Origin of the sequence: Paraburkholderia sp. BL21I4N1, from assembly GCF_002973525.1 — a bacterium.
Taxonomy (GTDB): domain Bacteria; phylum Pseudomonadota; class Gammaproteobacteria; order Burkholderiales; family Burkholderiaceae; genus Paraburkholderia.
The window spans coordinates 116222-142172 of the sequence record NZ_PVEN01000006.1 but is presented as its reverse complement, the minus strand read 5'-3'; the positions used below and the strand labels follow the sequence as shown (position 1 = coordinate 142172).

Annotated in this window: 19 protein-coding genes; 13 read left to right on the top strand and 6 right to left on the bottom strand. The window is 62.3% G+C overall.

The genetic code is table 11. The features are described 5' to 3' along the window. Positions 1 to 16 precede the first annotated feature (16 nt). Entirely contained in the window at positions 17 to 1606 is a 1590-nt protein-coding gene (locus tag B0G83_RS17465) for a serine hydrolase (RefSeq protein WP_219849028.1), read from the top strand. Between the two features lie 85 nt (positions 1607 to 1691). Next, on the top strand, positions 1692 to 2501 hold the full coding sequence (locus B0G83_RS17460; protein WP_146120253.1) for a transcriptional initiation protein Tat: 810 nt from the start codon (positions 1692 to 1694) through the stop codon (positions 2499 to 2501). Between the two features lie 144 nt (positions 2502 to 2645). On the opposite strand, the gene B0G83_RS17455 is transcribed toward B0G83_RS17460, so the two are convergent. Then, a complete protein-coding gene (locus B0G83_RS17455; RefSeq protein WP_105508634.1) occupies positions 2646 to 3338 on the bottom strand; it encodes a response regulator transcription factor in 693 nt (230 codons plus the stop codon). Between the two features lie 458 nt (positions 3339 to 3796). On the opposite strand from B0G83_RS17455, the gene B0G83_RS17450 reads away from it, so the two are divergent. The 4 genes from B0G83_RS17450 to B0G83_RS17435 all read left to right on the top strand — a co-directional run bounded on the left by B0G83_RS17450 (position 3797) and on the right by B0G83_RS17435 (position 8069). Continuing rightward, positions 3797 to 4174, top strand: a complete 378-nt coding sequence (locus tag B0G83_RS17450; RefSeq protein ID WP_105508633.1) for a response regulator — start codon at positions 3797 to 3799, stop codon at positions 4172 to 4174. 153 nt (positions 4175 to 4327) lie between these two features. After that, the gene (locus tag B0G83_RS17445; RefSeq protein WP_105508632.1) at positions 4328 to 5551 is read left to right on the top strand and encodes a cytochrome P450; all 1224 of its coding nucleotides are present in this window, start codon (positions 4328 to 4330) and stop codon (positions 5549 to 5551) included. A 204-nt stretch (positions 5552 to 5755) separates the two neighbouring features. After that, complete coding sequence (locus B0G83_RS17440) at positions 5756 to 6742, top strand: zinc-dependent alcohol dehydrogenase family protein (protein WP_105508631.1); 987 nt, start codon at positions 5756 to 5758, stop codon at positions 6740 to 6742. 73 nt (positions 6743 to 6815) lie between these two features. Continuing rightward, the gene (locus B0G83_RS17435) at positions 6816 to 8069 is read left to right on the top strand and encodes an ABC transporter substrate-binding protein (protein WP_258167928.1); all 1254 of its coding nucleotides are present in this window, start codon (positions 6816 to 6818) and stop codon (positions 8067 to 8069) included. Here the strand turns inward: B0G83_RS17435 and B0G83_RS17430 are convergent. The 5 genes from B0G83_RS17430 to B0G83_RS17410 form a co-directional block, all read right to left on the bottom strand. Further along, a complete protein-coding gene (locus B0G83_RS17430; RefSeq protein ID WP_105508630.1) occupies positions 8066 to 13180 on the bottom strand; it encodes an AAA family ATPase in 5115 nt (1704 codons plus the stop codon). The two genes, B0G83_RS17435 and B0G83_RS17430, sit on opposite strands and share 4 nt — an antisense overlap. 415 nt (positions 13181 to 13595) lie before the next feature. Beyond that, positions 13596 to 15062 carry a YncE family protein gene (locus B0G83_RS17425; protein WP_181156935.1) on the bottom strand — a complete coding sequence of 489 codons (1467 nt, stop codon included), beginning with the start codon at positions 15060 to 15062 and terminating at the stop codon, positions 13596 to 13598. A 36-nt stretch (positions 15063 to 15098) separates the two neighbouring features. Further along, positions 15099 to 15593 (bottom strand): DUF305 domain-containing protein, encoded by a 495-nt coding sequence (locus B0G83_RS17420; protein WP_374954918.1) that lies wholly within the window; start codon positions 15591 to 15593, stop codon positions 15099 to 15101. 172 nt (positions 15594 to 15765) lie between these two features. Then, positions 15766 to 16845: a nitronate monooxygenase family protein gene (locus tag B0G83_RS17415; protein ID WP_105508628.1), complete on the bottom strand. Its 1080-nt coding sequence runs from the start codon at positions 16843 to 16845 to the stop codon at positions 15766 to 15768. Between the two features lie 4 nt (positions 16846 to 16849). Further along, the gene (locus tag B0G83_RS17410; protein ID WP_105508627.1) at positions 16850 to 17587 is read right to left on the bottom strand and encodes an SDR family NAD(P)-dependent oxidoreductase; all 738 of its coding nucleotides are present in this window, start codon (positions 17585 to 17587) and stop codon (positions 16850 to 16852) included. Positions 17588 to 17909: 322 nt separating this feature from the next. On the opposite strand from B0G83_RS17410, the gene B0G83_RS17405 reads away from it, so the two are divergent. The 7 genes from B0G83_RS17405 (at position 17910) to B0G83_RS17375 (ending at position 25946) form a co-directional block, all read left to right on the top strand. Then, a complete protein-coding gene (locus B0G83_RS17405; RefSeq protein WP_146120252.1) occupies positions 17910 to 18866 on the top strand; it encodes a M48 family metallopeptidase in 957 nt (318 codons plus the stop codon). A 149-nt stretch (positions 18867 to 19015) separates the two neighbouring features. Continuing rightward, complete coding sequence (locus B0G83_RS17400; RefSeq protein WP_105508625.1) at positions 19016 to 19783, top strand: hypothetical protein; 768 nt, start codon at positions 19016 to 19018, stop codon at positions 19781 to 19783. A 76-nt stretch (positions 19784 to 19859) separates the two neighbouring features. Then, positions 19860 to 21074, top strand: coding sequence for a DUF2252 domain-containing protein (locus tag B0G83_RS17395; protein ID WP_105508926.1), 1215 nt, complete (start codon positions 19860 to 19862; stop codon positions 21072 to 21074). Between the two features lie 195 nt (positions 21075 to 21269). Further along, the gene (locus B0G83_RS17390) at positions 21270 to 22673 is read left to right on the top strand and encodes a GH1 family beta-glucosidase (RefSeq protein ID WP_105508624.1); all 1404 of its coding nucleotides are present in this window, start codon (positions 21270 to 21272) and stop codon (positions 22671 to 22673) included. Positions 22674 to 22804: 131 nt separating this feature from the next. Beyond that, a complete protein-coding gene (locus B0G83_RS17385; RefSeq protein WP_105508623.1) occupies positions 22805 to 24043 on the top strand; it encodes an ABC transporter substrate-binding protein in 1239 nt (412 codons plus the stop codon). 8 nt (positions 24044 to 24051) lie between these two features. Beyond that, positions 24052 to 25017, top strand: coding sequence for a carbohydrate ABC transporter permease (locus B0G83_RS17380; RefSeq protein ID WP_105508622.1), 966 nt, complete (start codon positions 24052 to 24054; stop codon positions 25015 to 25017). Further along, positions 25017 to 25946, top strand: coding sequence for a carbohydrate ABC transporter permease (locus B0G83_RS17375; RefSeq protein WP_105508621.1), 930 nt, complete (start codon positions 25017 to 25019; stop codon positions 25944 to 25946). Before B0G83_RS17380 ends, B0G83_RS17375 begins: the two co-directional genes overlap by 1 nt. Positions 25947 to 25951 lie beyond the last annotated feature (5 nt).

Here is a 25951-nt window from a genome sequence, read left to right as displayed (position 1 = left end):
TTGCGGAGCAGATCAAATGAAGACATCCAGCATCAGCCTGGCCGCCGCGGTTGTGTCCCTCGGCATGGCATTGTCGTTCGCATCGCCCTCAATCTACGCGGCACGAGGCGACGCCCGTCTGGAATATTACGGACAAAGCATCGACACGATGATTGCCGATTTCATGCAGGAAAAGCACATTTCCGGCATGACCATGGCTATCGTCGAGGCACCTTATATTCCCCGCGTCGCAGGCTACGGTGAAAGCGACACCACGAAGAAACTGCTGGCGTCTCAAGGAACACTCTGGAATATCGGACCGATCACACAGGGCTATACGGCAGCCGCGGTGATGCAACTGGTCGAAGCCGGGAAGATGGATCTCCACGCGCCGATCTCGAACTATGTCAAGGGCCTGCCGTCTGCGTGGTCGAAGCTCACGGTGATGCAATTGCTACAACACGCCACGGGTCTCGCCGACTATCGACAAGCGCCGGCTTATGACGCGACCCGCGAATATCAGCCGCAACAGCTTCTCGATCTGGTGAAAGACGACAAGCTGACGTTCAAGCCAGGGACCGCCGTGGCGCAAAGCGCGACGAATTTTCTGCTGCTGGGCATGGCAATCGAGGCGACTAGCGGCATGAGCTATCACGACTTCATCTGGAACGGTCAGATCAAGCCGTTGAATTTGACGCACACCATGTTCATCGAAGACTTTCCCGCGCATGCCGCTATCGATCCGGTCGAGAAGACCGGAATGCGCCACCACATGTTCACCACCGACGGTCACTATATCAATCCCGTCGAGCCGGCCGCCGGCTACCGGCTGGTCGACGGCAAGCTGACCGACGCGCCGCCCGCGACGTCGTCGAGTTCGTTTGCATTCGGTTCGCTGTGGGCCTCGGCGGAGGATGTCAGTACCTGGGACATTGGCCTGGCCGGCAACGAGGTCATCAAGGAGGCGGCCCACCGTGACCTCATCTACAAACCGACCCGGCTCGACAATGGCACGGTGGTCCCGGCCATGGCCGGCTGGCAGTTCACCAGGCATAAGGGCTTCATGGATATCAAGGGCAATGCGCCGGGCTATAGCGCTTACCTGAGCCGCTTCACCGATCCCGACGAGCTGGTGTGCGTGACGTTGCTGGCGAATACGGAGGGCGTCGATCTGACGGATCTCGCGCGACGCATCGCCTCGGCCTATGACGCGCGTCTGGGCTCGGGTAACGATCCCGCGCAAACGTCCACGTATGAAAGCGTATTCGGCGTGAAGGAAACCGTGGCACGCCTCGAAAAGAACATCAAAGCGGCGAATGGCCAGATCTTCGCGCACTTCGATCATCAGATGAACGCGCAGCAGGCGGGACTCACCATGCGCCCGACCGAAGTAATCGTGTTCGGCAATCCGGCAGCCGGCACCCGGTTGATGCAGGCGCAACCGGGTATCGCCAGCGAGTTGCCGTTGCGTGTCGCGGTGTGGGAAGACGAGCGTGGCAGAACGTGGGTGAGCTATACCAACTTCGACCGGATCGCGGAGCGCTACGGCATTCACGACGCCAAGACTATCGCTGCCATGAAGGCCGGCGTTGCTGAACTCGTGCGCAAGTCGAGCAGCGCGTATTGAACCGGGCTGGTTATCTGGCGTGCGCACCGCGCCGCCTTATAACCACCGTCTGACAGACACACAAATACCATTAATGAGGTTTGACATGTCGACTACTTTGCAAGGTTCAAAACGCCGGGACGTTCTTCGAACAATGGGTTTCGCCGCGCTCTCCGTCACTGCCTTTCTGCCGCAACGGCGGGCGGAAGCCAACGAAGCGCATGACATCGGGATGCTGTCGGATCTCAACGGTGCGACGACGCTCGCGCAACTCGGCAAGCGCCTCGCCGCAGCGCCGCGTCGTCGTAATTTCGAATCGGTGCCGTTCATGCTGACGGATCGCCAGTATTGGGATTTCGACGCCGCCGAGCAGGTGTTGCAGTATCGGCCCAAAGCCCGCCAGGTCTGGGAAAACACCGATCTCGCGGGGCCATGGCCCGGGCTGATGCGCGAGGCGATGAACGGCCAGGTCTTTGCCAACGGCAACGCGGATTTTCTGGCGGTTTCCGCGACTCACGGTCTTGCGCATCTGGCGCTGTTCGCGCAACCGATGTGGGACACGTACAACCTCGCCGCGCTCGCGGGGCCGAAGTTCACGGCGAACACGCTGATCGTCGAAAAAGCAGGGGCTTCGCGATCGGACAGCGTGGAAGACGTGGCCGGGTTTTATGGGCCGTCGAATAACAACGTGATTTCGCTGCAACGCCGTGGGGCGGTCTTTATCGCCTGTCACGATTCCATTCACGCCATCTCGCGTGCGCTTCAGAGTTCGGCGGGGCGGCCTGCCGCATCGGCCGACAGGATTGCCGCTGATCTAACGAACAATCTGATTCCCGATGTCGTGCTGGTACCGAGCGTGGTGTCGTTTATGGTCGACCTCCAAAGCAGGGGCTTCACCTATTCGAAAGGCGGTTGAATGTCTCGGTAGGCGGTAGATGCAAGCGATGGAGCGCGGCGCGCTCCATCGGCGATGTTGTCGTTCTTGTCGTTCTTCGCCGCTCGCACGCGGCGGCTCGGTCTCAGGCGGTTCCAGCGCCCGTAGCGGACAGCGCGGCCCGAATCAAGCCTGACTACGGGGCAGCGCTTCGCTTTTGACGCCTGGTTCGACACCTAACGTCTGCACCTTGCGAACCAGATCGGCCACCGAGCGCGCCGCCATCTTCCGCATGGCCTGTCCGCGGTGCATCTTCACCGTGACTTCGCTGACACTCATTTCCGAAGCGATCTGTTTATTGAGCAGGCCGGCAAGTACGAAACTCACCACTTCGCGTTCGCGAGGCGTGAGCGAATCGTAAGACGCGCGTAACGACAGCACGGCGTGCTCGGCCACCATTCTTTCGCGGTCTTTCTCCAGCGCGTTCGACACGGCGTCGAGCATGTCCTGATCACGAAACGGCTTCGCGAGGAAATCCTGCGCGCCGGCTTTCATGGCTTTGACTGTCATGGCAATGTCGCCGTAACCGGTCAGGAAGATGACCGGCATGCGCAGATTGCGGCTCGCCATCGCGTCCTGAAACTGCAGTCCGTTCTCGCCGCGTAAGCGGACGTCGAGAATCAGGCAACTCGGCATGTTCTGTTTCGAATAATCGAGAAATTCTTGCGACGACGCGAACGTCTCGACCGACAGTCCCACTGAGCGCAGCAGGCCGACCAACGCCCGCCGCACGGATTCGTCGTCGTCGACGACATAGACGATCGATGTCTCCATAGTTGGGTTGGATTTGTTCGCGGCGGGATGTCGCTGGGGAATCATCTGGAGTGCTCCTTCGTCCTTCGGTGCAACGCACGGGCTTGCTTGACCGGACCGGCAGTCGGCGCGCGCCTGGTTGATTGTTATTAGGCTTGACGGAATCAGCCGATTCTCACGGCTAGCAGCGGACTGAATCGAGGGGCTATACGCCGCGCTGGGCCATTTTAGGCCAGCTTGACCGTGCCGCGCCAGCGTCGTGCCATGCTTTCGGAACGTAAGCGGCATGAACCTGTGAGTCGGCGTGGCGGCCGGGCAAACAGCGCATGCCACTATCCGTTGGTGTAGGGGTGTGCGACGCGCCGTCCCGGTATCGACCGGCATTGCGCGATGCTGGCGGAAAAAAGCGGTCGGCGTCCCATACTTTAGTATGCTTTTCCTCAGGCAACGCAATGGATAGGCTCAGGTTGTGCCCACGTCCAGTGCCGTCCCGGCCTCGACAGGCATTCTCTATCGAGCACTGATTGCGCACCGAACCCATCAAGATTGTCGCCGTCGTGGAAGATGACGAGGCCATCAGGAACGCCACGGCCGGCCTCGTCCGCTCGCTCGGATGGAGCGTGCGCCTGTTCGATTCGGCCAGTGCATTTCTGCAGTCGTCCGGCATCGCGGAAACGGACTGTCTGATTTCGGACGTGCGGATGCCGAACATGTCCGGCATCGAAATGCACAACCGGCTTGTGCAGGCCGGCTACTCGCTGACCACCATTTTCATCACGGCGTTCTCCACGCCGGCGCTCAACGCCAAGCTTCAGGAGCCGGGCGTGGTGGCCATTCTGGAAAAACCGATCGATGCCGCAGCGATGGCCGATTGCCTCACGCGTGCGTTAGGGTTGCCTTGACGCCGGGGCGCGCGCCGCGCCGATCGTTTGAGACGAATGAGCAGGTTTTTGAGTCGTTCGAGTCTTCGCGCGGCTTAACGGTCCGTCTAAGCTGAGGTTGAATCAACGGCATGCATGCCCGACGACAACTCATCTCCACGACCGGATTGAAAGATGAACTTCCACGATTTTGCCTCGCCAGAATTTTTCGAAAATCCCTATCCGTTCTACGAAAAGATACGACGCGCCGGCGCGATCGTGCCCGTCGGTCCAAATGCGGTCGTCACGGGCCGGGCCTCCGTGATCGAAGCGCTGCTGCGTCACCGGGCCATGGGCAAGACCTACCTGCAGAGCGTGATCGCGCGATACGGCGAAAGCGCGCCGTCGCAGCCCGTGTTCAAGGCGTTGAGCCGCACGTTCCTGTTGCTGAACCCGCCTGTGCATACCTCGTTGCGCGCCAATCTGATGCAGGCTTTCAACGCCCGTCAGGTGGACAAGTTGCGGGACATCGTCGAGTCGACGGCGAGCCGGCTCGCTGAACGTCTGGCCGCACAGCAGGAGTTCGATGTGATGCGCGACTACGCGCTGCCGCTGCCGGTGGAAATCATTTGCCGCCTGCTCGATATTCCGCGCGAGCACGGTGAGAACCTCGGGGCCGATGCCAGCCGGCTGGTCGCGGCCTTCGACCTGGCGCCGCTGAACGACGCCGCGCTCGCGGAAGCGAACCAGGCAGCGTTGTCGCTGGAGGCGTACTTCCGGATTGTCGTTGCGCAACGGCGGGCCACGCCGGGAGACGACATTGTGTCGTCGCTGCTGAGCGTCGCGGAAGGTGGCGTGCCGCTGACCGACGACGAAGTCATCTCCAACGTGATTCTGCTGTTCATCGCCGGGCACGAGACCACCTCCAACATGATCGGCAATGCGCTGATCTCGCTGCATCGTCAGCCGGAAAAACTCGCGGAGCTGAAGCGAGAGCCGGCGCTCATGCCGAAGGCGGTACTGGAATGCATGCGTTACGACAGTTCGGTGCACATGGTGGTGCGTACCGCGCTGGAAGAAGTGGTGGTCGATGAGGTGACGCTGGCGCCGGGAACGATCGTTTTCATGCTGATCGGCGCGGCCAATCGCGATCCCGACTTATATGCGCAGCCCGATCAGATCGACTTCGAGCGCGCCGGAAATACCCGGTTTCTGTCGTTTGGGGCGGGCATTCACTACTGCCTTGGCGCACGCGTCGCGTTGCTGGAAATCGAGGTCGCGTTGAAGACGTTGTTCCGCTATTTCCCCGATCTGCAAATCGTCGAACCCGATCGTTTGCAATGGCACCGGCGAAATAACCTGCGCGGCGTCCATTCGCTGACTGCACGCACCTATGCCAACACCGCCGCGGTTCGTTAAGCCAGATAAATTGAGCCATTGCGATATGGACCAAGGTATGGGACGACGCTACCGATGGCCACTTGTTCGCCCAACCCCGGCCCATTAATGTGGAACCGTTGTAGCGTCGCCGATTGTTCATGACATGACGCGACGCTACGTTACGCCGCCATCGCGCGTTCTCCAGCCTCTTTACGACCAGCCGGTCACTCAAAGGACCTCATCATGTCCATGCAAGCGCTTGTACTCGACCGTTATAACGGTCCACTCGAACTCACCCGCCTCGCGCGTCCCGAACCGGCGCGAGGCGAGGTGCTGGTTCGCATCGCGGCGAGCGGATTGAACCCGCTCGACACGAAGATCCGTGCCGGTAGCGCGGCCCATGCGAAGCATCCACTGCCTCTCGTGCTCGGTATCGACATGGCGGGCGTGGTGGAGTCGGTCGGTCCTGGCGTGAGCGTGTTCAAGCCAGGTGACGAGGTCTATGGAATGACCGGCGGCGTAGGCGGCATTCAAGGGTCGCTCGCGCAGTACGCCGCGGTCGACGCCGACCTGCTGGCACTCAAGCCATCCAGTCTGTCGATGCGCGAAGCCGCCGCGCTGCCCCTCGCTTTTATTACGTCTTACTCGGGCATTGTCGATCGTGCCAACCTGCAGCCCGGTCAAACGGTGCTAGTGCAAGGCGGCGCCGGCGGTGTGGGCCATGTGTCGGTGCAACTCGCGCGGGCGCTCGGCGCCAAGGTGTTCGCTACGGCGAGCGCCGGCAACCAGGCCGTGCTCGCACAGTTTGGCGCGACGCCCATCGACTACGCGGCGCAGACGGTTGAACAATACGTTGGCTCGTGTACGGACGGCGCGGGCTTCGATCTCGTGGTTGACACGGTGGGCGGCGCGACGCTCGACGCGTCGTTCGCGGCCGTGAAGCACTTTGGCCATGTGGTGAGCGCGCTCGGTTGGGGCACCCATGCGCTTGCACCGCTATCGTTCCGCGAAGCGACCTACTCCGGTGTTTTCACGCTGCACGCGCTGCTGAGCGGCACTGGCCGTGCACACCACGGCGAGATGATGCGCGAAGCCACGCGCCTCGCGCAGACCGGCAAGCTGGTTCCGCGCGTCGATCCACGCCGTTTCGATCTGGGTTCCGCCGACCAGGCCTACGAGGCGCTCACCGACGGCACGGCGCAAGGTAAGATCGTGGTGGATATCGCGTGAAACCGGTGCGCCAACTTGTTGGCCTGTCGCAGGACCGCGTAACTTCTCAAATAAAAGAAAGGAGGCGGGACAGATGCCATTCAAGATGCCGTTCAAGGCGCGAGTTGGTCGGATCGTTTTATTCAGCGGCGCGGCGGCCGCATTGCTTGGCCCCGGCCATGCCACCGCGCAGCCGCTTCGCTTGTCAGACGGGATCGTCAAGATTGGCGTGTTGACCGACCTGTCCGGCGTTTATTCGGCGGTGGGCGGGCAGGGCGCCGTCGAAGCCGTGAGAATGGCGGCGGACGATTTCATGAAGACCAATCCCGGCATCAAGGTCGACGTCATCTACGCGGATCATCAGAACAAGGCGGATATCGCGGCGAGCAAGGCACGCGAATGGTTCGATACGCAACAGGTCGACATGATTACCGATCTGGCTTCGTCGGGTGCGGGCCTTGCCGTGGTCGACGTGGCTCGCCAGAAAAACCGCATTGCGATTGCCACCGGGCCGTCCACCTCGGATTTGACGGGTACGAAGTGCACGCCGGTTAGCGTGCATTACGTCTACGACACTTACGCGCTGGCTCACGGTGCGGGAGACGCCATGGCAAAACGCGGCGCCGACAGCTGGTACTTTATCGCGGCCGACTACGCGTTCGGCGCGGCACTCGTCAAAGACACGACCGAAGCCATCAAGGCGGACGGCGGCAAGGTGCTCGGCACCGTGCGCGCACCGCTCAACACGGCCGATTTTTCGTCGTACATGCTGCAGGCGCAGTCGTCCGGCGCCAAGGTGATCGGGCTCGCGAACGCGGGCGGCGATTTCGTCAATGCAGTGAAAAGCGCGAACGAATTCGGCATTGCCCGATCCGGCAAACAGCAGATCGCGGGCTTGCTGGTGTTCCTTTCCGACATTCACGCGCTTGGCCTGCAAACCGCGCAAGGCCTCCAGTTCGCTACCGGTTTCTACTGGGATCGGAATGACGCGTCCCGCAAGTGGTCGAAGCGCTTTTACGACAAGATGAACGTCATGCCAACCCAGGCGCAGGCCGGCGACTATTCATCGACCATGCACTATCTGGAGGCCGTCAAGGCGGCGGGCACGGACGAGACGGCCGCCGTGATGAAGAAAATGAGGGAACTGCCGATCAACGACTTCTTTGCCACGAACGGCCGGATTCGCGAAGACGGCCGGATGGTGCACGACATGTATCTGGTGCAGGTCAAGAGTCCGGCGCAATCCCACTATCCGTGGGATTACTACAGCATCAAAGCGGTGATACCCGCTGACCAGGCGTTCCGGCCGCTCGCCGAAAGCACCTGCCCACTCGTCAAAAAACCCTAGCGAAGGGGGGCGGCCGGCAGGATGAGGCTGAACACGGCGCCATGAGGATCGCCCGGCGCCACCGTCAGTTCGCCGCCATGAACTTCCGCGATCGACCTGCATATCGATAGCCCCATGCCCATGCCCGACTGCTTGGTTGTCACGAACGGCTCGAAGAGCCGCTCGGCCACCTGGGGGGCGAGCCCGGGCCCCGTGTCCTCGACCCGCACGAGGGCGCGTTGCCCCTGCAGCGCTTCGCAGGCCAAGGTCAGGACGCGAGGGCGTTCGTTCACGCCACTCATGGCTTCGGTCGCGTTCATGATCAGGTTCAGCACGACCTGCTGTACCTGAATACGATCGCCATTCACCCGTACTTCGTCCGGCGGTCGGTGAACGACTTCGACATGATGGTCCTGTATCTGGCCGCGCAACATCGTCAGTACTTCGAAAACGGCATCGCCGAGATCGAACACGCTGAAAGTCGGCTCCGATTGCTTCGCCATGGCCCGCAGGCCTTTGATCACCTGGGACGCTCGCTGACTGTCTTCGGCGACGTTGGTGAGCATGATCCTCGCCTCGGCGACCTCGGGCGTTGGCCGGTCAAGCCAGCGCAACGCTGCCCCGATCGACGTCTGAATAGCCATGAGCGGCTGGCTGACCTCGTGGACGATCGACACCACCAGTTCGCCCATCGTCGTCACCCGCGTCATTCGCGCCAGGTTGGCCAGCGCGCTGCTCAGTGCCTCTTCGGCTTTCGCTCGCGCCCGGTTCTGTTCGATCAGGTCTTCGTAGAGTCGCGCGTTGTCCACGGCAATGGCGGCCTGACTCCCGAGTACGGACAACACCGCGGTTTTGTCGGCTGTAAACGCGCCGACGGCCAGCTCGTTTTCCACATAGAGCACGCCGATCAGGTTCGCCTGTTTGAGGAGCGGCGTGCAGACAATCGAGCGGGAGCGATTACGCTGCACGTACTCGTCGCGAACGAATGCACCGATTTCGCAGGCATTGTCCAGCACCACATGCTTGCCCGTACGAACGACCGCATGCACCACCGAGGTCGCGACGTCGGCAGGCGAAATCGGCGAGGTGGCGACGCTAACCTCGATGCGGTCCGGCCGTACCCGCGCCTGTGCCTCGATCCGCATCTCGGTGCCGTGCGCCAGTGCCAGCACGCAGCGCCTCGCGCCCGCATGTTGCAGCGCGGTCGTGACCAGGGTTTCGATCAGCCGGGCCAGAACGATTTCGCTGGCAAGCGCGTTCGACGCCTTGATGACGGCGGCGATATCGAGTTGCTGAAAGGCCGGATCTTCCCGTGGTGGCGCCACGGCGGCGAGATCCGTTTCGCGCGGTAACCCGTAGCGGCGATCCAGTTCGGCGGTCTTGGCCTTGGCACCCCATTGCGCGTAAGCGCGACGCGCGTCGCGCAGATAGGTGCGTGCGTGCTCCGTCAGTCCGCGCGTCAGGTAAAACGCAGCCGCGAGTTCATTGGCCACTGCCTCGATCGGCAAGAACCGGTTCGCTTTGGAATGTCGGATCGCTTCGTCGTAGAGCTGTTCGGCGCGGGCCGACGAGTGCTCCTGCCTGTCCAGTTGGGCGATGCGCGCGGTGACGAGGGCACTGCGGCCCGCGAAGTTGACCGGGCAGGTTTGCGCCCAGGCCGCCAGTTGGGCGGAATGCGCGGCGAGCGCGGTCCAATGAATGCGTCGGGTGTCCTCGTCGACGGCCGACGCACAAGCGTCGGCTCGCGTGAGCGCGCCGTAGAAGTGATAGTCGATCACTTCGAGAATGGTCGTCGAGGCGCGCAGCGACGGCTGGGCCATCTGTTCGGCCTCGAGCGCCGCTTCGATCCGTCCGAACGTGAAGCGGGCCTGCAAACGGTACGTCCACTCGGAAAATGCCACGCTCGTTGTCATGTCCCGCGCGGCTGCGTCGATATCGTGGTGACTCTCGGTGCCGGTTTCGCGAAGGGCTTTCACGAGTTCGAGCTGGCCGCCCAATAGCCCGAGGTACAAGGCAAAACGTGACGCGCTCGCAATCGAGAAGCCTTTTTCCGCCTCGCGCTGGACCTCCTCGAGCGGTGCGCCGGCGAGCAGCAGAAGACTCGCCACGTTCCTCGCGCTGGAGACATCGAACACCAGATTGCCGATTTCCGACGAAATCCGGTAAGCCTGTTCGACAAACGGCATGCACTCGTCGAGCGGCCGGGTCCACGGAATCACGAGACTGCCGAAGCGCATGTAGACCCGCGACTTGTAGCGCGACTGGCCGCAACGGTCGATCACCTCGATGGCCAGCTTTCCAAATTCGTAGCCGCTTGCATAGTCGCCGTAACGCGCGCCGTACACGAAATTCAGAAAGACGAATCCAAAGCTCGATGCGTCGCACAGACCATGCTCGACGCTCAGGTTGGCGACATTCAGCAGGATGATGTCGAGCAGGTTGACGTCGATGAACAGCGCGGGCGGGATCATGTCCGCCAACGCCTCGATGGCGCTGTGCCAGAGCGGATCGCTAATGGTGGGCAACTGCGCGAGGTCCGCCACTGTGCGGTTGCCGATGCGGCGCTGCAGGCTGGCAAATGCCTCGTCGACTTGCGCGTCCGTCGGCCTTGCTTCGATATGCAGTCCGAGGCGGCGCAGATAGTCGAGGCCCGCCTCCATGCCCAGATCGGCTCGACTCTGCGCGGTGTACAGACCCGTTATCAACCGTGTCAATTCGGCGCGCAACGCCATGCGGATCTCGCGGGTGCCCAGCCTCAGCAGCCGTTCCTCGGCCGCCCCGAGCATGCCGAGCAGGCATTCGCAGTCGGCGCGGTAGAACTCGACCCAATGCGTGGTCTCGTCTTCGGGTTCCGTGCTCAATAGCGCAGCCGCCGCGACGAAATAGGTCAAGGCCGACGCGTAGGCCGTTGCGGCCTTGGCACGCCGGCCCGCAATAATGTTCAGGCCGGCGAAGCGTCGCCGCTCGTCGCCCGGCGCGACGTGGCCGATACCGAAATTGATCTGGCTGACAATGTCGAACACGTCTTCGACGTTCTGGTCGTCGGTCACGCGCGCGATCATGCGCCGACCGATCTCGAGGTGCAGGGCGACGCGTTCGTGTTCCGTCATCGAACCATAGGCGGCTTCGCGAAAGCGGTCGTGTCTGAAGTGATACGCGTCCCCGGCGAGATACACGAGATCGGTGCGCAAGGCGTCGATCAGCGAATCGTGCAGGTCGGCCTCGGAACAGTCCATGGCGATGGCGAGTGTCGCCACCGGGGCAAAATTGCCCAGACAGGAAAAGTGTTTCAGCGTCGATCGTGTCGCGGCACCCAGCCGTTCCAGGCGTCGCAGCATCAGATCGACGACATTATCCGTGTAGGCTTTGGCGCGAATCCGGTCGAAGTCGCGAACATGCAGGCTGGACTGCTGTTCGAATTCGATCAGGCCTTCCTGCGCCAGTTCGATCGCGAACTGGGTAGCAAAAAATGGATTGCCGCCGGTTTTTTCCTCGACAAGATCCACCACCGGGTTGACCTGTTCGAGCGAGCATTGCAGGGTACTCGCGATCAACCGTGCGGTGTCGTCGCGATTGAGCGGCGCCAGTTCGAGATGTTGCAGATTGGCGTTCTCCGCCGCCATGAGTTGCCGCAGCGGATGATCGGGGCCCACCTCGTTGCTGCGATAAGCGCCGATCAGAAGAAGATAGGGCGCGCACGACTTTTCGCTCAAGTGTCCCAGGGCACTCATCGTGCCTTCGTCCGACCACTGAAGATCGTCGAAGAAAAGAATCAGCGGGCGCTCGGGTTTGCAGAACACCTTGATCAGATCGGCTGCGGCCGTCAGGAATCGCTCCCGATCGACGGGCACGGCCGCGCCGTCATCCGCGAACTTGTCGCCCAAGATCAGTTGCAGATCGGGGATGACGGTCCACAGCATGCGCGCCTTGGTCCCGAGCGCGTCGAGCAGGCGGCGTTGCGAGACGAGAAACGTAGCCTGATCTTCGCCGAGAATGGGACGGACAAGTTGCTCGATGATCTGAATCAGCGCCACGTAAGGCGTGGCGCTATTGACCTGCTCGCAGGTGCCGGCCGCGAACAGATGCGACGACGCGCCGAGCTGCTTGACCCAGTGGCTCACCAGGGAGGTCTTGCCGGCACCCGAATAGCCGTTCACCAACATGAGTCGCGACGGTTCGCCGACGGCAGTTCGCTCGTACGCGCTTCGCAGCACGCTCATTTCACCTTCGCGCCCGAATAGTTGTAGCGAGGCGTGCTGGCGACCGGACAGAGCGGGTATGTCCAGCGGAAACAGGGTGATCCACTCACCGGCCCGCCACATCGCCGCGCAGCGTTCGAGATCGGTGGTGAGGCTCGCGGCCGACTGATATCGCTCCTCGGGACCTTTGGCGAGGAGTTTCATGACGATCATCTCGATCTGTCGGGGCAGTCCCGCGACCAGTTCGGACGGTAGTGCGGGACGCCGGGCGAGGTGCGCATGCACGAGCGCCAGCCGATCGTCGCCGACGACAGGTAAGGTGCCCGTCAACATTTCATAAAACGTGCAGCCTAGCGAGTACAAATCAGCGCGTGCATCGATGCGACGGTTCATCTGCCCGCACACTTCGGGGGCCATGTATTCCACCGCGCCCCGATTCGCATGCTGCACATCGCTGTCGCGATGTTTCGGGTCGTTGCGAAACGCGCAGCCGAAGCCTGTCAGACGCGCGGCCGGCCACGCGCCGGCGTCTGCGGTCACGAGAATATTGTCGGGGTTCAGGTCGCAGTGAACGAGGCCTTGCTCGTGCGCACTGCTCAACGCGGAACTGATGCCGCTTGCCAGCCGCAGGAAAACGTCGACGGGCAAGGGTGCATGGCACCGTTCCCGCAGCAGCTCGCCGCCCGGATCGTCCAGCATCAGCACAAGCTTGTCGCCCTGATGCAGTAAGTCGGTTGGCCGTGCCGCCCACGGTGAAAGTAACTCGGCGCGCAAATCGTATTCGTGATGCAGCCGGCGCGATGCGTCACGTTCAGAGTTTGGGTTGTCGATCGACGCGAAAAGGGCGCGGGCCGCCGTCGGACTCGTCCCGCGCTGCAGCACCAGCGGTGCAGCGCGAAGCAGGACGAGTGAGTAGTCGGTCAAATCCGTCATGGGCGCCGTTGAAAAAAGGAAATCGTCGTGATTTATCGTTAGCCGCAGGATCCTGTCCGTTCAAACGTTGCGGACCTGTCGTTCTCATGCCGACAGTATATTGCCGTGGCCGCCTTGCAAAATTATTCTTCGGCACGGCATGTGTGATTGACTGTGTTCGCCTGCACGCTGCAAACACTTATCGACGTGGTCGGGAGGACTTAAGGCGGACTGGGATTTTCATGCCTCTGAAACAGGGCATTCTCGCCGAGGCTCAAGACCTCGACGATCTCATAGCCAGCCGTTTGCTGTAGCGAATGCGGACGAAGTATTGGCAGCTTCTGTCCGAGTGCTGTATCAACGTTGCGTCGCCGAAGAGTCGGCGGCCGCAACGTTGCCCGGCCTCCCCAATAAGGTGGGGGCCGGCTGACCGGCGTCAGAGTGTCTGGATCTGCACGGCGATTGCATCCGTGTCGCCGGACGGCGTGATGACCAGATAGCGCCGTTTGTCCGCAGTGGCAGCCGTCGAAGGCGACACGATCTGCCGGATCTGCCCGATCGTATCGACGATCGCCGAGCCCGCCGGGTTGGTCGTAAAGCGCGCAAGCGGTTCGACCGGGCCGTGGCCGTCGGCGTTATCGCTCAGGCCGAGCACATACGGCTTTTTCGGCTCGAGTCCCGTCACCGAGGCCTGCAGCACCTGCACGACGCCCTGGTCGTACAGCACCACCGACGTCGGCCGCTTCGCTTCCGTTTTCGCCCCAACCGTGGACAACGTGAGATGGGTGGCTTGTCCCGCGGCGCCTAGCGGTTGCAAGTTTTCCGTGCTTTCACCGTCGGAGACGGCATTCGTCACATACGCGATCGCCTGCGGCGCCTGTCCGATCGGGACGGTAGCGACAACCTCGTTGCGCAGGGTATCGATGGCGGTCATCGTGTCGGAGTTTTCCAGTCCGACATAGATGCGGCTGCCGTCACCCGATGGCCACACGCCGTGCGGCATATCCCCTACGGCGATCGTCGCCACCTGTTTAAAGTCGGTCGTACGATAGACCTTGACGGCGTTCTGGCCACCCACGGTGATATAGGCGAATGTACCGTTCGCATTGGCGGCGAAATTGACGTGATTCGTGATCGGTCCGGTCTGCAGCGTCTTGAGCAGCGAGAACGGCGGATGCGCGTCGAAGACCTCGGTCTGGCCAACGTCTTTTAGCGTGAACCAGACCTGCTTGCCGTCCGGCGTCGCGGCGATGTTGGGGCAAAACGGGCTCGCCTGCGTCACCTTGCCGACAATCTGATGTGTCGCCACCGCGACCACGTCGACTTCCGGATTGAACGACGAGCAGATATATCCATATTTGCCGTCGGGTGAGAAGATCGTCATGCCGGGTCCAGCCGGCGTGGCGATGTGCAGCTTCTCTTCGTATGTTTTGGCGTCGATCACGTCGACGTAATTTTCTCCCCGCACCGTTACCCAGACTTCGCTGCCGTCGGGCGTAAAAAACGCTTCGTGCGGCGAGCGCCCGACGTAGCTGGTGTGCTTGACCAGATTGGTTTGTGTATCGATAAAGCTCACCGAATTCGAGCCGATCGCGACCACGGCGAGGGTGTGATGATCCGGCGAAAAGCCCATGCCGTGCACGAGTACCTGGCCCTTGTAGAGCGGACTGAAATTGCCCGGTGACGGATCGCCGAGCCGGATGACGCCCAACAGGCGGTTGGCGCTGGGATCGATGACCGAGACGGTATTCGAAAACTGTTCCGCGGCATAGACCCGGTCGTGGCTCGTGATGGGCACGTTGGCATCGGACGATGCACCCGGTGCCTGGCCGGCATGTGCGGCCAGCCCGCCGACTGCCGCCGCGATTGAAATGATCAGCCTGGATAGTGTGCGCAGTTGCATGATGTCTCCTTTGAAACGTTCTGAAGAATGGCGAAGTTACTGGGCATGCATCGACATCTGCATATGCGCCGGCATAGGCGTATCGAGCGATGAAGGGGGGAGGTTCGTGGCGGACGACGGTTGCGTTGGTGCAGGCGCCTGCGGTGGTAACGTCTGCTGGATCGCGACACTCATTGCCGTGATTTCCTGCTGCTGGTCCACGATGATTTCCTGCGCGATCCGTCGAAGCTGTTCGTTGTGGCCATAGCGCAACTCTGCTTCGGCCATGTCGATTGCGCCTTGGTGATGCGGTTGCATCATGGCGACGAAGTCGCGATCGATATCGCCGCTCGGCTTGACGCTCATGTGATTCATCATCGTCGTCATCGCACGGTCGTTTTCCGCCATGAACGACGACTCGTGCGGATCTGGCGCGCTGGATTGCGCGTGCGCGAGGACTGGCGTCAATGCCATGGCTAGCAAGACGGCCAGCAGGCCGCAATAGCTGGGTGGGGAAGTCGGGACCGTGTGGCGTTGCACTGCGGTTGTCATCTAAGCTCTCCGGGTTGACGAGACAGAATGAAGGGCGGGCGACGAAGCCGGCCGACAGAACAATCGGCCGACATGGCGGTGCCAGTATGCGCGTCGCAATTTGCCGCAACCATGACGCATTGGGCGAGCGCATCCATACGAAAGTATGTTGTCGCCCCGGTCGTCGCCAACGTTATTGTTGACGCAACACGTCCAATGCCTGTCCGGCAATTCGACGTGTGATTTCCGCAGCCGGCAGTGCCCGCGCAAGACTCACGGACTGCCCGCTCCACAGTGGAGTGAAGTCGTCGGAGCCGGCTGCCTCGGCGTGGGCGCGCAAAGACGCAAGGGCCAATCCGGCAAACGGAAACTGCGGAGCGTGCGCGGAAAGCGGACCCAACTCGCGAACCGCGCGGTTGACAATGGCACGCGCGGGACGTCCCGTGAAAATGTTGGTCAGCACGGTCGATTGATCTCCCGCTTGCTCCAATGCATGCCGATAAATAGGGGGTAGCGCAATCTCATCGGCGAGCAGATAGGCCGTACCTATCTGCACGGCGGACGCACCCAGCATGAGTGCTGCCGCGAGGCCGCGCCCGTCCGCGATACCTCCGGCGGCGATGACCGGCGTGTCGACCGCATCGACGATCTGCGGCACCAGGGCGAGCGTACCCGCCTGGGTATCGAGCTCCCCAGGCAGGAAGGTGCCGCGGTGGCCACCGGCCTCCGTACCCATCGCGATAATCGCATCGCATCCGTTAGCGGCAAGCCATCGCGCTTCAGCCACGGTCGTTGCAGAGGAAACGATCTTGGCCCCCGCGGCACGAACTCTCGCAACCAGGGCGGCGTCCGGCAGGCCAAAATGAAAGCTCACGACTTCCGGCGCGACGTTTTCCAAGAACGCGCACCAGCTTTCGTTAAACGTATCGATGCCGGGGTGGGCAGGCAGCGTCGGCTCCAGCGGCAAGCCTGCCGAAACCGCGTGTGGACGGATGATCTCCGACCAGGCGGCGAGGCGCTGCTCATCGCGCGGAGATGGCGCATGGCAAAAGAAATTCAGGTTCAGGGGCGCCGCCGTTTGTGTCCGGATCAGCGTGACCGCTTCGCGCGCCTTGTCCACACTCAGCAATGCACACGGCAGCGAGCCCAGACCGCCGGCACGCGCAACCGCAATGGCCAGTTGGGCATTCCCGACCCCTGCCATCGGAGCCTGAATAATCGGCAAATCAATGCCGAAGAGCGACAGGATTCGCTCGTCGCGCCACGTTTTCATAGTTTCACCAGACACCCGCGGTCGAACCGCCGTCTATCGGCATGACGACGCCCGTGACGAAATTCGAATCGACGAGGTACAGCACCGCGTCGACGATGTCTTTTGTCGTGCCCACTGCACCCGTCGGCGCCAGCGCCCGGTATTGTTCGACCGCACCCGGCTCATGCAACGGCGTGTCGATAACGCCCGGTGCGATGGCATTCACCTTGACGTTGTGCGCCGCTAATTCGAGCGCAAGCGAGCGTGTCGCGGCGTTGACGCCGCCCTTGACGAGCGCGGGAATCACGGACGGAACCCGAACGTTCGGCTGCAGCGCGATGCTGGCCGTTATATTGACGATGTGCCCTTTGCCGTTGGCCGACATATGCCGGGCGGCGAGTTGCGCCGGAAAGAAGAACCCTTTCAGGTTCGTGTCGATCAATGCGCTGAGGTCGTCTTCCGTATAGGCATCTACTGGCTTCGCGATGAACGCGCCTGCGCAGTTCACCAGAATGTCGACGGCGCCGAAACGCGCGATTGCCGTGTCGAATAACTCACGCGCAACGGCAGCATTGCCAATGTCGCCCGCGACGGGGATGAAGGTCGCGGTGTCGCCCCATTGCGCCGCAGCGGCTTCCAGACGTTGAATGGTCCGCGCATTGCCGATCACGTTATAGCCGCGCGCCACAAAGGCCTTGGCGATGGCAAACCCAATGCCACTGGACGCACCAGTGACAATCGCAGTACGAGTGTGTGTGTTCATGAACCCTTCCAGTCGGTGTGAACGTCCCGCGGCCGATAACGCCGCCAGGTCGGCGCATGCAGCGCTTATCCGTTCCGAACACACATTGGCACGTCTTTATTCCCTCTCTTGACCAAAATGTTGAAATAAGCCGGCGCGTCCGCTTGAGCACGGATTAGCACAAAGCCGCGCAGCGCGAGACTATCGCAACGGGTTCGCACAATCGCCGATTTTCTGTCAGCATCACGGCCAGCGTCTGTGTCGGCGCAGTGTCAGCTGCTGCATGTGCCGCGCATACATCTCAGCGAAGCAGATTCTCGAAACGCGTTGTTCGAACAGCGTCATGGCCAACTTCCTGCCACTTCCAATGAACGTCAAAACCGTCTTCGCCGCTGCTGTCGTCGTTGCCTGTGGCGCGTGTGCCGCGCTTGCGTCCGGCTTTGTCGCGGCTCAAACGCCGCGCGGCGACTCGCGCGCCGATCTGTATCGCCGCAATCTGCTGTCGGGTAAAGACGTGCCGTGCCGGACCAACGCGTCCTGCGCGGCGTTGGGGGTCGTCGCGCTCGATGCGGGTCGCATCAAGGAGGCGCAAACCCTGGTCGCGATGGAAGGCGCGCTCGCCGAGGCCACCGCGATGCAGGCCGACGAAGAGAACTCGCCGAAAGCCAGCAGTTCGGCGCGCGCCCGCATCGCCATGGCGTATGTGCATCAGGGCGACGTGCAACTGAGGCTGGGCGAGTTGCCCGACGCGCGCGCGTCGTACCGCACCGCGGTGAGCCGCGGCGACGACTATCCCGGCGACGCGCTGCTGGGCCGCGCCGTGGCGGCGGCGCGCGAGCGTCTCGAAGCGATCGCCGGCAAAGCGGTGGTGCACGGCGTGCCGCCGGAAGGCGCGCGCTTTATCCACTACGTGACCTTCGACGCGTGGAACAGCATTGCGCTGAAGCCGGTGAAAGGGCGCCACGGCGTGTATCGGATCGATGGCGATTTCATGCATCCGAGCGTTGGCGAAGACGGCCGGCCGAGCGCGAGCACCGGCAATCTGTCGGCCTATGTGCGCTTCTACGACGGCGTGGCGCGCGTGCCGGTGAGCGACACCGGCGGCGACGCGCCGCTGGAGGCCACCGCAAAGATCGCCAACCTCGCGCCCTACGACAAGCGCGACGACAAATGCCTGCTCGAGTTCAGGCTCTCCGCGCCCGAAACGCTCGACGTCCTCACGCACGGTTCGGTGCTGGAGTGCGGCTTCGGCGTCAACGTGAGCGCCGACGGCCGCTACTATCTGGTGACGGGTTCCTGAGCGGCCGCGTCCTTCGGCGCCGCGCGCCGCGCCATTCAGCGAGCGTCTTCCACGCCGGCGCGGCGGCGCTTATCATGCAGCGGTAGCACAGGTGTCATGGCAGTCAGAAAGCGTTTCCCGATCAACCGCTCAGAGAAAAACGCTCGCCCATGCAAAACATTCTCGACTATCCCGCACTCGTATTCATCGTGGCGTTTGTCGCCATGTGGCTGTCGGCGCGTATCGGTGCGGCGCTGCTGCGGCGCTTCAGAAAAATCGAGGACGACGCCCGCGAAGACTTCAGCGTGATTCAGGCCGCGACGCTCACACTGCTGGCGTTGATCATCGGCTTTACGTTTTCGATGGCGGTGGGACGCTACGATCAGCGCAAGAACTACGAAGAAGAAGAGGCGAACGCGATCGGCACCGAATACGTTCGCGCCGACCTGCTGCCCGCCGCCGATGCGGCTACCGTGCGCGGCTTGCTGAAAGCGTATCTCGACGAGCGCGTGCTTTACTACACCACGCGTGACGATCAGGAACTCGCCAAGGTGAATCGCGAGACCGAGCGTTTGCAAAACGCCATGTGGGCGACCGTGAAGAATGCCGCCGTGGCGCAACCCACACCGGTTGCCGCGCTGACCGTGGCCGGGATGAACGACGTGCTGAACACTCAGGGCTACACGCAGGCCGCGTGGTGGAACCGCATACCGTATGCCGCGTGGGCGCTGATGACCCTGATGGCGGTGTGCGCGAATGTGCTGGTCGGCTACGGCGCGCGCGCGTTGAAATCGGGCGCCGGCTTGCTGCTGATCGTGCCGCTGGTGGTGTCGCTGGCGTTCACGCTGATCGCGGATATCGACAGTCCGCGCGGCGGCGTGATTCGCGTGAAGCCGCTCAATCTTCATGCGCTGGCTGATTCGTTCCGCGCGCCTTGAACGTGCAACGAAGCGGCGCTATCCAGACGTGTTGGGCCGTTTCGGGCCGAACCGCACTGTATTCGAAAGGAATGTGATGTCCGATATCGTCAAGACCCTGACCCATTTCAACGCCGGCCGCGATCCCGAGCGGCTCGCCATGAAATACCAGGCCATGCGCAGTTCGCCGTTCGTGTTTCTGCGCGGCACCTGTCATCTGTTCTATGCGGGTTTGCCGCGCGAAAAGATCCTCGACGAAGCGCCGCCGGTCTGGATTTGCGGCGACATGCATCTGGAAAATTTCGGCAGCTACAAGGGCGACAACCGCCTGATCTATTTCGACAACAACGACTTCGACGAAGCCTGTCTCGCGCCGAATCTCTACGAACTGGCGCGGCTTCTGACGAGCGTGCTGGTCGGCGCCAGCGACCTCAAGCTGAGCCGCGCGCAGGCGCTCGCGCTCTGCCACACCGCGCTCGATTCATACGGCGCGGCGCTCGCGTTCGGCAAGGCGCGCTGGATCGAGGCGGAGACCTCGGTCGGAATGGTGCGCGATCTGTTCGACGCGCTGGCGAGCCGCCCGCGCGCCGCGTTTCTGGACCGCCGCAGCGTGCTGAAGGGCAAGACCCGTGTGCTGAAAGTGGACGGTAAGAAGGCGTTGCCGATCAGCGACCAACAGCGCGCGGCGGTGACGGAATTCATGAACAAGTTTGCCGCGAGCCAGCCCAATCCGGACTTCTATCGCATTCTCGACGTCGCACGGCGCATTGCCGGCACCGGCAGTCTCGGCGTGGATCGCTACGTGATGCTGGTCGAAGGCAAAGGCTCGCCGGACAGCAACTTCCTGATCGATCTGAAAGAAGCGCTGCCGTCTTCGGTCATGCCGCATGTGCGAACGCCGCAGCCGACGTGGCAGAGCGAAGCGCAACGCGTCGTCGAAGTGCAGCGACGCAATCAGGCGGTCTCGCAGGCGTTTCTGCACGCGGTTGACTTCAATCAGCGTTCCTACGTGCTGCGCAGTTTGCAGCCGTCCGAGGATCGCGTGGCGCTCAGCGATTGGAACGGCAAGCTGCCGCGCCTCGAAGAAGTGGTCAACAGCATGGCTCAACTCAGTGCGTGGGCGCATCTGCGCAGCGGCGGCCGGCAGCACTCGTCGATTGCGGACGAACTGATCGCGTTCGGCAATCGCAAGGATTGGCAATTGCCGTTGATCGACGTGGCAACGCAGTGCGAGACCCAGCTCGCCGCCGACTGGAAAGCGTATTGCGAAGCCTACGACCGCGGCGAATTCAAACTGCCCGTGGCCCATTGAGGTTCGCGCGTGCTGCCGTGCATGACGGCGCCGCGCATGCCAGCTTCGCTCCAGACAAACCCTGATTGCTGCGCGGATTGCCCCGCTGATATCGTTCGCTGGACTGATGTGGAAGCGCTTCCACTCGCGCACTGGCCTCGCTGGTGCCGCACCTTCCGCCGTACCCGGTTCAATGACCTCAGCGCAGGAGAATCCGTGGCAAACGACGCATCCGCTGTATCCGACGCACGCTCCCACCAATCGCTCGCCGATCCGTTCACACCTCCGGCGGATTCGTCGCTTTGGCACCAGAACTTCCTGCTCGGCGCGGCCACGGCTTCGTATCAGATCGAAGGCGCGGTGGCCGAAGACGGCCGTCTGCCGTCGATCTGGGACACCTTCTCGGCCACGCCCGGCAAGGTGCTCGCCGGCGACACCGGCGCGGTGGCCTGCGACCACTATCACCGCTGGCAAGAGGATGTGGACATGCTGGCGGGGCTTGGCCTTGAAGCCTATCGGCTGTCGATCGCCTGGCCGCGTGTGATGGGTGCGTCCGGCGTGCCGAATCGTAAGGGCATCGACTTTTATAAGCGCCTGCTGGCGCGCCTGAAAGAGAAGGGGATCGCCACCTCCGTCACGCTGTATCACTGGGATCTGCCGCAGCATCTGGAAGATCGCGGCGGCTGGCTGAATCGCGATACGGCGTACCGTTTCGCCGATTACGCCGACCTGATGAGCCGCGAACTGGCCGGCAGCGTCGATGCCTGGGCCACGCTCAACGAACCCTGGTGTTCCGCGTATCTCGGCTACGGCAACGGGCACCACGCGCCAGGTCTCGCCGACGGGCGTTTTGCCACGCAAGCCATGCATCATCTGCTGCTGGCGCATGGTCTCGCGGTGCCCGTGCTGCGCGCCAACGATCCGGCCTCGCAGAAGGGTATCGTCGCCAACATGGGGCGCGGCACGGCGAATAGCGACAGCGCCGCCGACCAGCGCGCGGCGCATCTGTTCGAAGTGCAGCACAACGCGTGGATTCTCGATCCGCTGCTCAAGGGCGCGTATCCGCGCGATCTGTTCGAGTTGTGGCCGGGCACCGAACCGCTGGTGCTGGACGGCGACATGCAGACCATTGCGGCGCCGCTCGATTTTCTCGGCGTCAATTACTACTTCCGCACGAACCTCGCGAGCGACGGCGCGCACGGGTTCAAGGAAGTGCCGCCGGAAGGCGTGGAGCGCACGCAGATGGGCTGGGAGGTGTATCCGGATGGCTTGCGCGATCTGCTGATCGGCTTCAGGAATACGTATGCGAACCTGCCGCCGATCTACATCACGGAAAACGGCATGGCGTCGGACGACAAGGTGACCGACGGCCAGGTGGACGACACGCAGCGCATTGCGTTTCTCAAACGCCATCTGGCCGCGGTCGATCAGGCGATCAAGGCGGGTGTCGACGTGCGCGGTTATTTCCTGTGGTCGCTGATGGATAACTTCGAGTGGGCGTTCGGTTACGAGCGGCGTTTCGGCGTCGTGCATGTGGACTACGCGACCCAGAAACGCACGATCAAACGCAGTGCGGAGCTGGTGTCGAAATTTCTGCGGGAGCGGAAAGCACGCGTATAAAGCAGTCAAGCTGGTTTGCATGTCGACTTGAGACACGGGCGCCAGGCCTGGCGCGACTATGTTGCATGGGACCGGCGTCAGCGCTTCGCCCTAAGCCGCGAACGCGCCGGCGTCGACCGACAGGAGACGGAATGAACAGCAAAAAAATGGCCTTGCGAGGCATCGTTGCGGCATTGGCGTTGTATGGCGTCGTCGCGCAGGCGGACCCCTTGAAGGCCAACGTGATTCACTGGTGGACCTCGGGCGGCGAGTCGGCCGCGATTCGCCAGTTCGCCGATGCCTATAACAAGGCCGGTGGACAATGGGTCGACAACGCGGTTGCGGGCGCCGATCAGGCGCGCTCCACGGCGATCAACCGTATCATCGGCGGCGATCCGCCCACTGCCGCGCAGTTCAATACGTCCAAGCAGTTTCACGACCTGATCGATCAAGGCCTGCTGAACAACGTCGACGACGTCGCCGCGAAGGAAAACTGGAACGGCGTATTCCCGCCTTCCATCATCGACAGCATCAAGGTGAAAGGGCATTACTATGCCGCGCCCGTCGACATTCACATGCCCGCCTGGTTCTTCTATTCGAAGCCGGCGTTCCAGAAGGCCGGCATTGCCGCCGAGCCGAAGAGCTATGACGAATTCCTCGCCGATCTCGGCAAGCTGAAGACCGCCGGCGTGATTCCACTCGCGCTCGGCGGCCAGCCGTGGCAGGAAAAAATCACCTTCGACGCCGTCTTCGCCGACGTCGGCGGCCCCGATCTCTATCTGAAGGTGTATCGCGATCGCGACCCGAACGCGGTGAAGTCCGACGCCTTCAAGAAGGTGCTGGCCTCGTTCAAGCGTCTGCACGATTTCGTCGATGCCGGTTCGCCGGGCCGTAACTGGAACGACGCGACCGCGCTGGTGATTTCCGGCAAGGCGGGCGTGCAGATCATGGGCGACTGGGCCAAGGGCGAATTCTCGGCGGCCAGGCAGGTCGCAGGCAAGGACTTCGGCTGCTTCCCGGGTTTCGGTCCGCATTCGCCGTATCTGGTCGCGGGCGACGTGTTCGTGTTCCCGAAGACGGATAATCCGACCACGATCAAGGCGCAGAATCTGCTCGCCACGGTGATGACCTCGCCGGCCGCGCAGGTTGCGTTCAGCGCGAAGAAAGGCTCGATTCCGATTCGTCCCGACGTGGACGTGAGCAGTCTCGACATCTGCGCGAAAGAGGGCATGGCGATCATGAAGGACAAGTCGCGTCAGTTGCCGAATCCGGAAATGCTGCTGTCGCCCGACACGCAGGGCGCGTTGATCGACGTCATCACCAACTTCTGGAACAAGAACCAGTCGGTGGATGATGCGCAGAAAGCCTTTGCCAGTGCATTGAAGAGCTAGGGGGCAGCATGCACGCGCTCAAGGTGCCCGCCGCCAGGTCGAAATCCGCTGCGCCGTTGCGCAATTCACCACGCAGCGGACCCCGCAGCAAGCCGCTGAAAAAGCGCTTTCCGTTCGCGGCCTGGCTGGCGTTGCTGCCAATGGTCCTGACCGTCGTGTTCGCGTATCTCGGCACGATGGTCTGGACCGCGCGCGTGTCACTCAGCAATTCGCGCACCTTTCCTTCCGGCGATTTCGCGGGCCTCACGCAATACGCGCGGCTCTTCAATAACGACCGCTGGTTGCTGTCGCTGCAAAACATCGTGATCTACGGCGCGTGCTTTATCGTCGCGTGCATGGTGATCGGTCTGCTGCTGGCAATTTTCATCGATCAGCGCGTGGTCGCGGAAGGCGCGCTGCGTACCATCTTTCTCTATCCGTATGCGATGTCGTTCGTCGCAACCGGCCTCGTCTGGCAGTGGATTCTGAATCCGGAACTCGGCGCGCAGGCCGTGTTGCACAAACTCGGCTTCGCGCATGCGCGCTTCGACTGGATCGTCGATCAGGACTGGGTGATCTACACGATCGTGATCGCGACCGTGTGGCAGGCTTCGGGTCTGGTGATGGCGTTACTGCTCGCCGGCTTGCGCGGTATCGACGAAGAACTGTGGAAAGCGGCGCGTATCGACGGTATTCCGCGTTGGCGCGTCTATGCGAGCATCGTGGTGCCGATGCTCGGGCCGTCGCTGTCCACCGCCTTCGTGCTGCTGTTCGTGATGGTCGTGAAGCTCTACGACGCCGTGGTCGCGATGACGCAAGGCGGTCCCGGCACCGCCAGCGAAGTGCCGGCCAAGTTCATCATGGACTATCTGTTCGGGCGCGCCAATATCGGCCTCGCGTCGGCGGCGTCGATCGTTTTGCTGGCCACCGTGCTGGCGATTCTCGCGCCGTTCTTCTATGCCCGCAGCCGCGCCGCGCTGCGCAAGGAGGCGTAATGAACACGCTCGATTCTCCGCTGAAAAACGGCACGCCGCGCGGCACACCGAGCGCCGTCCGCCCGCGCCGCCGCCGTGCCGCATTCACACCGGCGCGCCTCGGCGTCTACGCATTTCTGCTCACCGCCGCGCTGTTTTTCCTGCTGCCCTTGTATGTGATGCTCGTGACGTCCGTCAAGCCGATGAGCGAGATCCGTCTCGGCAATCTGCTGGCGTTTCCCACGCATTTCACGTTGAGCGCGTGGAGCGCCGCGTGGCAATCCGCGTGTACCGGGCTCGATTGCAACGGCATTCAGGTCGGCTTCTGGAACTCGGTGCGCATTGTCGTGCCGAGCACGATATTGTCGATCGCGATCGGCGCGGTGAACGGCTACGCGTTGTCGTTCTGGCGGCCGCGCGGCGCCGGTTTGCTGTTCGGCGTGCTGCTGATGGGCGCATTCATTCCGGTGCAGGTGATGGTGTATCCGCTCGTGCGGGTGCTGGCGAGCGTGCATCTGTTCAGCTCGTTGCCGGGCATCGTGGTAATTCACACGATCTTCGGCATGCCGGTCATGACGCTGCTGTTCCGCAACTACTACGCGTCGATTCCGCAGGAACTGTTCAAGGCCGCGCGCATCGACGGCGGCGGCTTCTGGCGTATCTTCATGCAACTGATGCTGCCCATGTCCACGCCGATCATCGTGGTGGCGGTCATCATGCAGGTGACGGGTATCTGGAACGACTTCATTCTCGGCCTCGTGTTCGCCGGCACTAAAAATCTGCCGATGACCGTGCAACTCAACAACATCATCAACACGACGACCGGCGAGCGGCTCTATAACGTCAATATGGCGGCGACCATTCTGACTTCCATGGTGCCGCTGGCGGTGTACTTCCTGTCGGGCCGCTGGTTTGTGCGCGGCATTGCGTCCGGCGCGGTGAAGGGGTAGACGGG

Excerpts from the sequence above, each read along its gene's own strand:
- B0G83_RS17465 (WP_219849028.1), top strand. The coding sequence starts at position 17 with ATGAAGACATCCAGCATCAGCCTGGCCGCCGCGGTTGTGTCCCTCGGC.
- B0G83_RS17460 (WP_146120253.1), top strand. The coding sequence starts at position 1,692 with ATGTCGACTACTTTGCAAGGTTCAAAACGCCGGGACGTTCTTCGAACA.
- B0G83_RS17455 (WP_105508634.1), bottom strand. The coding sequence starts at position 3,338 with ATGATTCCCCAGCGACATCCCGCCGCGAACAAATCCAACCCAACTATG.
- B0G83_RS17445 (WP_105508632.1), top strand. The coding sequence starts at position 4,328 with ATGAACTTCCACGATTTTGCCTCGCCAGAATTTTTCGAAAATCCCTAT.
- B0G83_RS17440 (WP_105508631.1), top strand. The coding sequence starts at position 5,756 with ATGTCCATGCAAGCGCTTGTACTCGACCGTTATAACGGTCCACTCGAA.
- B0G83_RS17435 (WP_258167928.1), top strand. The coding sequence starts at position 6,816 with ATGCCATTCAAGATGCCGTTCAAGGCGCGAGTTGGTCGGATCGTTTTA.
- B0G83_RS17430 (WP_105508630.1), bottom strand. The coding sequence starts at position 13,180 with ATGACGGATTTGACCGACTACTCACTCGTCCTGCTTCGCGCTGCACCG.
- B0G83_RS17425 (WP_181156935.1), bottom strand. The coding sequence starts at position 15,062 with ATGCAACTGCGCACACTATCCAGGCTGATCATTTCAATCGCGGCGGCA.
- B0G83_RS17420 (WP_374954918.1), bottom strand. The coding sequence starts at position 15,593 with ATGACAACCGCAGTGCAACGCCACACGGTCCCGACTTCCCCACCCAGC.
- B0G83_RS17415 (WP_105508628.1), bottom strand. The coding sequence starts at position 16,845 with ATGAAAACGTGGCGCGACGAGCGAATCCTGTCGCTCTTCGGCATTGAT.
- B0G83_RS17410 (WP_105508627.1), bottom strand. The coding sequence starts at position 17,587 with ATGAACACACACACTCGTACTGCGATTGTCACTGGTGCGTCCAGTGGC.
- B0G83_RS17405 (WP_146120252.1), top strand. The coding sequence starts at position 17,910 with ATGGCCAACTTCCTGCCACTTCCAATGAACGTCAAAACCGTCTTCGCC.
- B0G83_RS17400 (WP_105508625.1), top strand. The coding sequence starts at position 19,016 with ATGCAAAACATTCTCGACTATCCCGCACTCGTATTCATCGTGGCGTTT.
- B0G83_RS17395 (WP_105508926.1), top strand. The coding sequence starts at position 19,860 with ATGTCCGATATCGTCAAGACCCTGACCCATTTCAACGCCGGCCGCGAT.
- B0G83_RS17385 (WP_105508623.1), top strand. The coding sequence starts at position 22,805 with ATGAACAGCAAAAAAATGGCCTTGCGAGGCATCGTTGCGGCATTGGCG.
- B0G83_RS17380 (WP_105508622.1), top strand. The coding sequence starts at position 24,052 with ATGCACGCGCTCAAGGTGCCCGCCGCCAGGTCGAAATCCGCTGCGCCG.
- B0G83_RS17375 (WP_105508621.1), top strand. The coding sequence starts at position 25,017 with ATGAACACGCTCGATTCTCCGCTGAAAAACGGCACGCCGCGCGGCACA.